Raw genomic sequence first — 12,085 nt, 5'->3', positions numbered from 1 at the left:
TTAAAGAATTCTTTCAGGAAAAATAGAATTGTAGTTTTATACAGAAGCAAAAATTTCTTTCACAGCTTGTTCGTAAACTCTGCTGTTTTGGGCTTTCTTAATTTTCTTAAATGTTTTTTGTGTATCTGGAAAGACTTGTGAAAAGTATTCCCAAAAGCCCAACATTTTCATTCGTATTGGAGTTGGGCCTTGTAAAAAAGCATCATACGCCTGATAAATTTCATCATGAAATGCATTGAAAATTTTGAATCTATCTTCAGGATATTCCGTCGTATTGTTTTTTATCATGCTTGGTAAAAACGGATCGGCAATTAATCCTCTTCCAATCATAAAATGATCAATACTTGGAAAACGCTCTTGCATTTCTCTAAATTTCTCTACAGAAGTAATATCACCATTATAATACAATTTATGTTTCGAAACATCCAAACAACGTTGAAACGAATCTAAATCTACTGGTCCTTTGTATAATTGTTTTCCTATTCTCGCATGAATGGCAATATTCTTTATCGGGTATTTTTCTAAAATAGGGAAGACATCTAAAATTTCAGAAGCATTTTCATAACCCATTCGCATTTTCATCGAAACAATAATATCGGTTTCGCTGTGCGCTCGGTCTAAAATAGTGTTGATTTTTTCAGTATTGCTAATTAATCCCGAACCCATTCCGCATTTTGCGACCATCGGATATGGACAGCCTAAATTCCAGTTCAATTCTTTATAACCTAAGGATTGTACATATTTCGCTACGAACAAAAATTCGTCGGCATCATTTGTAATAATTTGAGGAATGACTTCTAAAGTGGTGTTGTTTTCTGGAAGAATATCGCGTTCGTACGAAGCTTTAATTTCTAATTTCCCATTTAATCTAATGTATGGCGAATAGAAAGTGTCAATCCCGCCAAAGTGTTTATGAAACGCATTTCGAAATCTGAAATCGGTAAAACCTTGTAAAGGCGAAGATAATAATGTAACGCTCATAATATATTTTGAAAACACAAAGGTAAGGTTTTGTTTTTATCTTTGCGACTCTGCGTCTTTGCGTGAAACAAAACAGGAATTTAAGCAAATCAACTCTGCAATTGCTTACTTTATTTTTTTTCACCCAGATTGAAAGGATGAAAAGGATTTTACTTTGCGACTCTTCGTCTTTTCGAGAAATTAAATCCTTTTAAAAAAATCTTCGCGACTTTGCGTCTTAGTGGCAAGAAACCTATAAATTATCCGAAGCAAACCATTCTGCAAAAGAAGATTCCGTTTCTTGTAAGCGCAACGAGTGCAACTGAATGTCTTTTGGCAAACGCGCCATAATTTTATTTGCAAAATCAATCACCATATTTTCACTTGTGGGTTGGTAATCGACTAAAATCACATGGTGACCACGGTTTTGAAGTTCTTTAGCTAATTCCACATGAGGTGTATTTTGGTTAAAAACTGTCGCGTGATCAAACACATCCACAATGTCTTCTTTTACGATTTTTTTCAAATCAGAAAAATCAATTACCATTCCAAATTTTACATTATTCGAATCCGTAATTGGTTCACCAATAACGGTTACAGATAGTTTATAACTATGTCCGTGTACGTTTTTGCATTTGCCATCATAACCATAAAGGGCATGACCAGTTTCGAAATTAAATTGCTTGGTAATTCTAATTTTACTCATGGTGTGATAATTGAACTGCAAAATTACGAAAATAACATGAGTCCAATATAAAAATCTTACTATTGTTTTTTATCTAAAATTTTCATTTTTGCCACGAATTGACGAATTTAAAAATGCCAACATTGTAAAATTTGTTTCATCTTCGATGATAATTCGAATTAAATCAAATCATAAACATAAAATATTCGATAATTCGTGGCGATACCAATTCAAAAATAATTTCATCTTGAAATATTTACTTTATCTTTGCTTTAAATGTGCAACCGATGGAATTGAATCCGCTTTACGAAACCATAATTACCGATTTATTAGAAAACCAATATGCTGTTTGCGATGCTTTTTTTTCAGAAGAAGCCGTACAAATTATGCGTGCTGAATTAGAAAATAAATTCGAAACTTCCGACTTTAAAAAATCGGCAATTGGAAATAAATCGGATGAAATTGTTAAAGAAGAAATTCGTGGAGATTATATTTTTTGGCTGAATGAAGAAGATAAAAATGAAGCTTCAGATACCTTTTTCCATCAAATAAATGATTTTGTGGCTTACATTAATGCAACTTGTTATTTAGGAATTTCCAACAAAGAATTCCATTATGCCATTTATCCAGAAGGTACTTTTTACAAACGTCATTTAGATGTTTTTAAAAACGATACGAGAAGAAAATTATCTATAGTTTGTTACTTAAACGATGAAAATTGGCAACCCGAATTTGGTGGCGAATTAGTCATTTACAAACCCGAAGAAGAAATTAAAATTTACCCATTAAAAGGTAGAGTCGTAATTTTTGAAAGCCAAATTTTAGAACACGAAGTAAAACCCGTTCAAAGAAAAAGATTTAGTATTACAGGTTGGTTGAAAACGAGTTAGTTTTTTTTATTTGAAGCAGATATTTGGTATTTCAGTTCACTTTTTGTCCCGCTATCCGCTATATTCCCGAAGAAAAATCGGGAGATGCCGCTCCTATCGGGGATAGAATACAAAAGCTGTTTTTAAAAGACTATTTCTTAAACCCTTCCAACGCTTTCTTCGTAAAATCACTCAAAACTAATTTTCCAGAAATTTCGGCACGTTCGTATAATAAAGTGCTCCAGTGTGACGTGTTTTGCCATAATACTTGTTTCATTTCTGATAAAGCTTCTGGGTTGTAGCTCGCTAATTGTAAAGCAAATTTTTCAGTTTCTGCATCTAATTCTTCAGGTTGTAATAGTTTCGCAAATAAACCTTTTTCAAATGCCCAAGTGGCAGGTTTCCATTCGTTTCCGGCTAAGGTTAATTCGCTCATGGCAGTTTGTCCAATTTTTCGGCTAACAGCTGGTTCAATTACAAAAGGTCCAATTCCAATCGTTAATTCCGATAGTTTCACATCAGCTTTTGTTGTCGCTAAAGCATAATCGCAAGCGGCAACAATTCCAACACCACCACCAACAGCTTTTCCTTGTACTTTTCCCACAATTAGTTTCGAACAATTTCGCATCGCATTAATCACATTTGCAAAACCAGAGAAAAATTGTTTTCCATCTGTTAAATTGTCAATTTGTAATAATTCGTCAAAGGATGCGCCAGCACAAAACGTATTTCCTTCACTTTGTAAGACTATAATTGTAGCGTTTTCATTTTTGTCTAATTCCTGAATGGTTTCCACCAATTGTTGCAATTGTGAACTCGGGAACGAATTTCCAGCAGGATGAAAAAATGTGATATAACCAATATTGTTTTTTATTTCTTGTTTTACGAAAGCTGTCATGTTTTTAAAATTTTACCGCAGCTTCTCAGACTTTAATTTTATCTGTGAAGCTGCGGTTGTTTTTATTTTGTGAATTAGATTATCTTTTTAAACTAAAGTGCGATTTAAATTCTTTCTGAACGCCATCTTCTTTATATTCAATTTTAAACCAATAATCGGTTGAAGGAACTTCAGTATCATTAAATTTTCCATCCCAACCATTTCCATAGGCATCAATCTGTTTAAGAAGTTTTCCATATCTGTCAAAAATGTAAATTTTCGCATCAAATTTCGTAGTTAAACCTTTTATATTCCAAGTGTCATGGTAACCATCTCCATTTGGAGTAAAATAGTTTGGATAGGAAATAGTAGTAATTGGATTAGAGTTTCCATCTCCACAACCATTAATGTCTTTTACATAAATAGTATAAATGTTATTTTCTAAGTTTGTAAAAACAGGACTTGTTTGCCAATCGATTTGATTTAAACTGTATTCATAGTTACCAAATCCACCAATTACAACAGCTTGGATAGTTGATAAACCACTGGCGAAAATTTCTGAGACTAATTGTGCTTCGACAGCTTGTGGAGCCGAAGAAATTAGTATTTCTGTTTGATCTTCTTTAGTACATGACGTAGCGGTATTAGTTACTAAAACAGTATAAATTCCATTTGCAGTCGCGTTAAAAATTGCATTTTCTTGTCCAGCAGTTGTGTCAGGATTTGTAGGTGTCCAAGAATAAGTGTAATTTCCAGGTGTAGTAGGAGTGGCATTTATTGGAAAGCTTCCAGCTCCAGTTCCTGGTTGTACACATAAAATTTCATGTGTTGGAATGTCAAAATCTGGTAAAGGGTTTACTTTTAAATCTACATATTGGCCTAAACCAACACAATCGTTATTGTCTTTACTGTCTATTCTGACCCAAAGGCTTTGAAGATTTGGAGTTATGTTTTTATATCCATCTGGATTATCAGTATCTATTTTAGGAAATTTGGCCTCCGCATCAGCATAACTGACATAATAGGTCACTACTAAATTTGCAGGATTAGTAAATTGAGCTAAAATACCAGTTGTTGGATTATCGGTTGCTTCATTTAAATCGAAAAAATCAATACCATCATTATCAGCTTCGTCAGCAATTGGTGCTAAATTGTCAATAAAATCATCACATTCTTGCAAAACAATTTTTTGAAATGTTGCCGGTAATTGTGTTGCCGAAACAGTTAAATTTACTTGAGAAATTCTTGAGCAACCATCTTGATTTTCAACTCGAGCCCAAACGGTTCCGGTTTGATTAACGTTATATACACGGTCATTTGGAGTTACCAATAAATCATTAGAAATTGCATTTGTATTATTTAATGCATCTGTAGGATTGGTAAAATATCTAAAAGTAAACAACGTTGTATCACCTGTTACAATTTTTTCTTCTACTTCTCTTAAATTTATATTAGCAATTCTGTCGGTATTTATATCACATTGCTTATATTCAACATCGTTATCGATAATTGGTAAAGCAGTTACCACCACTTTAAAACTTGTCGTGTTATAACAAGTTGTAGTAGTGTTTTCTAATCTAGCATATATTACTTTATCTAATCCAGAGTAAGAAGTTATGGCATTTATATCTGCCTTAGCATCATTCTCTAGTAAATGGTAAGTTACATTTACATTGGTTTGACCATTTAAAATTTCATTCGTTTTTCTTGTTAAATTGAATGTAGTTTGTCCGTTTGTATCACTGCCATCTATAGCATCATCACATACTTTTAAATCTGCAATAGGTGTAGTTGGTAAAGTTGGAATATCATAATTAGTTACTGTTACAATTGCAAATAATTCTGGACATGCGCCACTTGCTGGTATCTTATATTTGTAATCGCCAGAAATATCTGTTGCTGGATTAAAATTGCCATTCGGTCTGTTTGTTCCGTTAAAAGACCAAGTTCCACCTGTTGTAGCACCAGTTCCTAATAATGGAAACATATTAAAAGAAGCTTGGTTTTTACATGTGTTTTTTGTTGTACTCGTACCTACATTGTTGGCTTGCTCTGTAGCAACAGTTACTTTTATATTAAAAGGAGCAGAAGATGAATTACAAATTTTGGTAAAAGAATAAATATATTCTCCTACCGCGTTTATTGCAGGATCAAAAACGTTTCCATTTCCAGTTAGAGAAGCTCCGCCTGTTGGCAAAGTCCAAGTTCCACCTGGTTCAGGATTTCCATTAATTGCATCAAACAAATCTTTAGTTGTCGAGGTACAAACTATAACATTTGTGTCTCTAGGAATACTTCCAAATCCTGAATAATAACCTGCATAACCTGCTGCAGGTGGATCACCAGGGTTGGTAGATTCTCCTCCAAATCCGAAAACTCCTACAGCAAGTGGACCAGTTGAAATCACGTTAATATTACCCGTATAACCTGAAATCCTATAGGTAACCCAATCTGTATTTCCTAAAACAGCTTGTGCTTGTGAAGTATTTATAGGGGTTCCGTTTATTGTAATTGTAGCATTAGAATAAGTCAATATCATTATATCTGCATTGTATACCGAATTGGCGCTACCAATTTTATCAATAGCAGGCACATTAACCGATTTTTGAAAAAAGCAACTTAAGGGCGGTATAAAATTTAGTCCTGATGTTGCTGAGGATTCTCCGCCACCAAGTAATTGATATGCAAAAACATTTTTAGAAGTTTTTACATAAATATTTTTGTTAGTTGTGCCTTGATATTCTGAATTAGGAACTAAATAATAATCACCTGCGTTTAATGTTATGGCTGGAGTTGGATTTCCATTTACAAAAATTTCAGTGTTATCTTCATCTGCAACTATTAAAGGCAATTCCATTTCTGGACTTCCATTTCCTTCAATAAAAATATATTCCGTACCAATTTGACTTGAAGAAACAATTTGATCTAAACATATGTCGGCACTATTGTTTCGAATTCCTCCTAACATATTTCCTGTTATAACAGTTACAGGTTTTGTAGCCGTTAGTAAGGCACCAATAATACCATTTAAATTAGCAGGAACGTCACTATAACCAGAGAACACAATACTTTCTCCAGCATTTAACGTGAAATTTTGTGTATCAGAAGTAATATCACCACTACCAGACGCAAAAACAACTCCTGTGTCATATTCTGATAAAGTAATTTGAGTATTGTTTTCCGTTGCCATTACACTTGAAACAAAGGATTTTCTACGATCAACACCTTCGTTTATCATACAACCTAATCTAAATCGGGTACCTATACCAGGAATTCCTTTTGATATTATAGTTTCTGCATGAACACGATGTCTCATTCTTAAACTTACATAAAAATCTTCTGGTCCTTCTAATATTAAACCTTTATCAGCTTTAACAATATTAACATCAAAATCTTCTAAAAACATTGGAGTTGTTGGCCCTTGACCGTTACCAATCGAAATTTCTAATGGTGTAGTATTAGATAGGGTAAATGGCGAACCAGCAATTGGAATACCGTTACCAGTTGTAATAGTTACTTGAAAAGGTGTTGTAATTGCTGTAGATAAGTATAAATATTGTTCTTCAATAGCGGACCCGTCTCTAGAATGTAAAGGCGGCAACCAGTGTTTACTACTCAATTGGGCTTGAGTTGTAAAAAAAGTAAAAATGGATAATAGTAGTAGGTAATTTTTCATTTATGGTTATTATTTTACAACAAATTTATTCTATTTTTACTAAAAACAAACTTTTAAAGCCTAAAAATAAGATTATGTTAAGTTTTGTTTACTGTTTTGATAAATTTTAAAACAAATTGTTTGAATTTAATTTTTTTTTAGAAAAACGCCCTCAATTGTACCGTTCCCGTATGAATTGTTTTGCTAGTTTCTGATTTTCGACCATTATAATTTATCGAAACATCTAAAAACTGAGTGATGTTTTTCTGAAATAACAATTGCCAAGTCGTATTTTTTCCATTTTGTAAACCTTCTAACAATTGAAAGCCAACTGGTGAAGAAGCACTTCCTGTAAAATCATTATTAATGTAAGTGAAAATTCCGTTCATAGAAAATCCTTTCTCGGTATTCCAATTAAAGGAACTTCCAAACTGATTTTGTTTTAAACGTTCTAAATTTCCGAGCGTATTTTCTTTAGTACTGTTTTCGTAAAAAATATCCCAACTCGCATTTTTAGAGAAAAGATAAGACACTTTTGGAGCCACTTCTAAGCCATCAATGTTGAAATTTCGACTAGCATAATTATCAGAAATACTTTCCGAATTAGAAGTATTGGTTTGCATTTGAAACAACCAAAACTTTTTCACCAAATGCGCATATTGGAGTTGATGACTTTTAATATAATTTTCTTGACTTCCGAAATTCAGTAAATTTTTCAACGAACTTGAATTGTATGTATATGTCACGGAATTTCTCTGTTTTCCTTTATGGAAGAACAAACTATTTCTAAAATTATTATTCAAACCAATTAAATCTTTTTCGCTTTTTGAAAACGGATTCCACTCAAAAGAATTAGAATTTCGAGCTACTTTTTTATCAATTATTAAAGAAGTTTGATTGTAAAAATTGGATAGAAATTTCTTGAAACCTGTTCCGTTTTGCCAAGCATTACCGTTGAAAGTTAACGTCTGACTTAACTTGTTCTGATACGTGCGAATAAACTTCTGATTCGGTAAAAAAACTTTCACATATTTCGCCAAATCCGGAAATGTGGCAATTTCAAATTCCTGCAATTCCTGAACGTTGTTATTGTTATAATCGTTCCACATATAAACACCTCGACCAGGATCGACTTCTAAATAAGTAAACTCTTGCTGGGCAATACTTCCCGAATTATTTTCGTAAAAAGTAGTCATTTGAATCAGCTGATTAAAAAACGAATCCGAATAATTTAATCTCGAATTTATCGAAGGTTCCGTCGCACGATTATCGGTAAATTTTAAGGTTCGATAATTGATAAAAACACCTAAATTTCTTCTGTCATTTTTGATGATTTGCGATTTCAAATAAGTAGAAAAAGAAGCATTCACTCGTTGTAAAACATTGTTTTGAATACTATCGTTTTGACGCGCCAAATAACCAATTTCTGTAAAAACTTTTGTAGAATCACCACGACCAATGAAATTTCCAAATTCGGTAAAGCGCTGACTGAAATTACTTAACGTTTGCGTTTGAGTTAGCAATTCTTTACTGTTTTCTGCTCTAAAACTTCCACCAATATAGTTTTTCTTAAAATGGTATTTCGCTACATTCTGATTTCTAAAAAAGTCCGATTTACTCAAATCACTTTGACTATTCATTACACTCGTTTGGGTTTGAAAGACTAAAGATTTGTTCTTCGCTACAGCTTGAAAAACATGTTTGTTTCCAGAAAAATTAGTAGAATAATCCAACTTTTCAAATTGATATTTTCCGAAAGTTTGCCATTTTACAGAATCTTTTTGAACCGAATTAAATTGAAAGCCACCCACAATTAAAAGCTGATTTCCTAAAGGATTGGTAATGTTCCAATCGCGATTAAATTCAATATTATACAAACGTTCAATCGGTTTGAAATTTTCTTGAATGTAATTGATGTTCGCAAATGATTGTACATTAATTCCTTTTGAAAACAATTGTTGTCTGAGGTGCAATTTCGAAGCAATTCCTTGATTATTGGCATCGTCTAAGCCAGAAAATAAATTTTTATCGTTGTTAGAAATCGCAATTTCGGTTTCAATTTCTGTTTTGTCTGAAGGCGAATATTTACTTACAATCGTCGCAATTTGAATTTTTGTGGGCGCAATTAATTTCACTATTGGTTCATAATTTCCTTGTGGAATTCCAGAAATTGGCGCTATATATTCGTAAATTTTTCCAATCGTATTGTTACTTGCTAAAACGTAATTTCCTAAATTATTTCCTAAGAAAGTAAACTTAACTTGATATAAAGTTTGAGTTTCATCTGTAGAAAATTCAAATATTTCTGTTGGACCTATTCGTGTTTTTTTGTACAAAATTTTATTTTCAGAATACGAATCTTCATAAGCAGAAGGTGCATTCATTAAAGTGGAATCATCACCAGCGTTTTGTAAAATTTGAACTTGCTCTTCAGACAGACTTTGTTGTAAAGGTTGGTTTTTCACATCATTTTCTGAATACACATACGCACCAATACTGAATTTTTCCCTTTCATGATTGAAACCACCATAGCTTAAAAAACGCGTAAAGTTTCTATCCGAATATTGGTATTCCATTACAATTCGCATTTCGGAAGTAATGGGAAAAGTAGCATTGAAAATAATTTCACCGGCGTTATAATCGATTATATAATCTTTGTTTTCACCACGTTCTTTTAAAATTCCATTCACGTAAACGCGTTCCGAACCTGAAATAATTAGCACATATAATTCACCATTATTGCCACGTAATTTATATGGACCTTGATTTCCTTCTTGACCAGTAAAATTGCTTCGTGCATATTGTCCACGCACCAACGAAGCTGCAAAAAACAAATCGTTTTTATTCGTATTTCCCCAGTTAAAATGAGAGGATAAACCTTGGACTTTCTTGTTAAAATTTAAAAAAGAAGTTTTTCTGTTTTCTAAAAATAAATCACCAGCACGAACGTTCCAATTTTTAGAAGAAAGTTCAATAAATATTTGGTCGAATTCATCTAACTTTTGAGAATAACCGCCTTCTTGCAACGGAATATTACTATCTTGAATAGATGCTTTTAAAGTCACATTATCCGATAGTTTTCCAGAAATTTGTAAATCTAAATTCGAATTTAAAACCGTATTTTGATTGTTTCCAATGGTCACTCCACGAGAAATACTTCCATTGGTTTGTAAGCCATTAAAAATGGAAGTTGGTTTTTTATTGTTTTCTGAAAATGTCAATAATCGCCCATTTTCATTAGGAACAATTTTCTTTTCGTCGTAAATGGTGTAGGTTTTGGTTAAGAAATTCGGCAATTGGTAATAGGTTACTTTTACTGAATCTTGAAATTCTTTTTTAAAAAGCAGCTTTTTGGTTTGATAATTGAAGGCATAAAAATAAGTATCAATTTCCTGATTATTAAAGTTATAGATTTTAAATGAATTCGGATTTAACGCTATTGTGTCAATTTGAATTTCCGTTTTTGAATACACAAATTTTCTAGTTTTAAATGCCTGGTTTTTCTCTTGACCAAAGCCAACAGAAATCGTACATAAAAATAAAAAAAGAAATAGCTGTTTAAACATAGGGTAAAAGTACTGATATTTGTATAAACGAGAAAATTTTCGTTTTTGTATGCAATTCTATTTGCTTAATTTCGTTATAGATAGTAATGTTTCAAAAATCAACACGTAACATTTTTGGTAAAACACACACATATATTATAAAACAATATAACAATGAAAAAACAACTTTCCATTTTATTTTTATTTCTTTCAGTAGTAACATTTGCTCAAGAAATCAGATTTGCTCGTATTGATAGTTTATTAAATTATTTAAACGAAAACGATAAATTTATGGGTTCACTTTGTATCAGACAAGGTGATGAAGTGGTTTTTAGTGAAGCTTATGGCTATTTGGAAACCACAAAAGGCGTAAGAGCAAATAAAGGAACGAAATACAAAATTGGTTCTATCTCAAAAACGTTCACGGCAACTATGATTATGCAATTGGTAGAAGAAAAAAAGATTCTTCTAAGCACCAAATTGAGCCGATTTTTCCCAAAAATTGAAAATGCAGATAAAATTACTATCGAACATTTATTGTATCAAAGAACTGGAATTAAAGATTATGCCAACGCTGATGCGACGTTAACAGATGTTTTGGGCAAACCAAATATGAAGGAATTAGTTCTAAAGAAAATTGAAAATTACACGTCATTATTCGAACCAGATACTAAACATGAATACAGTAATTCTAATTACTTTGTTTTAGGTTTAATTATTGAAAAAGTTACGAAGAAAACCTACGCTGATAATTTAAAAAAGAGAATTGCAGATAAGTTAGGTTTGAAAAATACATATTATACTACCGAAAAAACAGACGTTTCAAAAAGAGAAAGTTATTCGTACACGTTTAATGGCGAATATTGGGATAAAGTGGAAGAATGGAATAACGATATCGCTTTTTCATCGGGTGGAATTATTTCAACTCCGGAAGATTTAACAAAATTTATTCGCGAACTTTTTAAAGGAAGTTTGGTTACATTGCCTTCGGTTGAGTTAATGAAAACCTTAAAAGATACTTACGGAATGGCATTAATTCGTTTTCCATTTGGGGAAAGAAAATTCTTCGGTCATAATGGAAAAATTGAAGGTTTTGCATCTTCAATGGGTTATTATGAAAAAGATGACATGTCGATTTCTCTAATAATTAACGGAGAAAATTATAGTCAAAATGATATTATGATTGGAATTTTGAGTATTTACTACAAATTGCCTTTTCCGTTTCCAAATTTCGCCAAGTTGGATGCTGAATTGATTAAAAAATATTCTGGTAATTTCGCTTCAAAAGACATTCCTTTAAAAATTAATATTTTTGAAAAAGACGGAAATTTATCAGCTCAAGCAACTGGACAACCAAGTTTTTCATTAACTTTTTCAAGTGAAGATGTGTTCGTTTTCGCTCAAGCGGGAATTGAAATTGAATTTACTTCTGGAACAACTTTCGTTTTAAAACAAGGTGGCAAAAAATTTAATTTTACGAAAGAATAGAAATCT

The 12,085-nt window shown here is 32.2% G+C and carries 7 protein-coding genes; 2 read left to right on the top strand and 5 right to left on the bottom strand.

What is annotated here, in order from left to right:
- Positions 1-36 precede the first annotated feature (36 nt).
- Together UEQ13_RS08910 and UEQ13_RS08905 are read right to left on the bottom strand one after the other, a co-directional pair.
- Entirely contained in the window at positions 37-981 is a 945-nt protein-coding gene (locus tag UEQ13_RS08910; protein ID WP_329805997.1) for a tRNA dihydrouridine synthase, read from the bottom strand.
- Positions 982-1,213: 232 nt separating this feature from the next.
- Positions 1,214-1,666, bottom strand: coding sequence for a 6-pyruvoyl trahydropterin synthase family protein (locus UEQ13_RS08905; protein WP_329805996.1), 453 nt, complete (start codon positions 1,664-1,666; stop codon positions 1,214-1,216).
- Between the two features lie 266 nt (positions 1,667-1,932).
- Between UEQ13_RS08905 and UEQ13_RS08900 the strand changes: the two genes are divergently transcribed.
- Positions 1,933-2,535, top strand: a complete 603-nt coding sequence (locus UEQ13_RS08900) for a 2OG-Fe(II) oxygenase (RefSeq protein WP_329805995.1) — start codon at positions 1,933-1,935, stop codon at positions 2,533-2,535.
- Between the two features lie 130 nt (positions 2,536-2,665).
- Here the strand turns inward: UEQ13_RS08900 and UEQ13_RS08895 are convergent, their stop codons facing one another.
- From UEQ13_RS08895 to UEQ13_RS08885, 3 genes are all read right to left on the bottom strand, one after another.
- Positions 2,666-3,412 carry an enoyl-CoA hydratase/isomerase family protein gene (locus tag UEQ13_RS08895; protein WP_329805994.1) on the bottom strand — a complete coding sequence of 249 codons (747 nt, stop codon included), beginning with the start codon at positions 3,410-3,412 and terminating at the stop codon, positions 2,666-2,668.
- Between the two features lie 79 nt (positions 3,413-3,491).
- Positions 3,492-7,067 (bottom strand): T9SS type B sorting domain-containing protein, encoded by a 3,576-nt coding sequence (locus UEQ13_RS08890; RefSeq protein ID WP_329805993.1) that lies wholly within the window; start codon positions 7,065-7,067, stop codon positions 3,492-3,494.
- 137 nt (positions 7,068-7,204) lie between these two features.
- Complete coding sequence (locus tag UEQ13_RS08885) at positions 7,205-10,612, bottom strand: hypothetical protein (protein ID WP_329805992.1); 3,408 nt, start codon at positions 10,610-10,612, stop codon at positions 7,205-7,207.
- Between the two features lie 153 nt (positions 10,613-10,765).
- On the opposite strand from UEQ13_RS08885, the gene UEQ13_RS08880 reads away from it, so the two are divergent.
- A complete protein-coding gene (locus UEQ13_RS08880) occupies positions 10,766-12,079 on the top strand; it encodes a serine hydrolase domain-containing protein (protein WP_329805991.1) in 1,314 nt (437 codons plus the stop codon).
- Positions 12,080-12,085 lie beyond the last annotated feature (6 nt).

This window comes from Flavobacterium facile, assembly GCF_036321945.1.
Taxonomy (GTDB): Bacteria; Bacteroidota; Bacteroidia; order Flavobacteriales; family Flavobacteriaceae; genus Flavobacterium; species Flavobacterium facile.
The sequence above is the reverse complement of the archived record's forward strand: the minus strand, read 5'-3'. Positions and strand labels throughout refer to the sequence as shown.

Bases quoted from the DNA above. Each gene is read 5' to 3' on its own strand.
- UEQ13_RS08900 (WP_329805995.1), top strand. From the start codon at position 1,933: ATGGAATTGAATCCGCTTTACGAAACCATAATTACCGATTTATTAGAA.
- UEQ13_RS08880 (WP_329805991.1), top strand. From the start codon at position 10,766: ATGAAAAAACAACTTTCCATTTTATTTTTATTTCTTTCAGTAGTAACA.
- UEQ13_RS08885 (WP_329805992.1), bottom strand. From the start codon at position 10,612: ATGTTTAAACAGCTATTTCTTTTTTTATTTTTATGTACGATTTCTGTT.
- UEQ13_RS08895 (WP_329805994.1), bottom strand. From the start codon at position 3,412: ATGACAGCTTTCGTAAAACAAGAAATAAAAAACAATATTGGTTATATC.
- UEQ13_RS08910 (WP_329805997.1), bottom strand. From the start codon at position 981: ATGAGCGTTACATTATTATCTTCGCCTTTACAAGGTTTTACCGATTTC.
- UEQ13_RS08890 (WP_329805993.1), bottom strand. From the start codon at position 7,067: ATGAAAAATTACCTACTACTATTATCCATTTTTACTTTTTTTACAACT.
- UEQ13_RS08905 (WP_329805996.1), bottom strand. From the start codon at position 1,666: ATGAGTAAAATTAGAATTACCAAGCAATTTAATTTCGAAACTGGTCAT.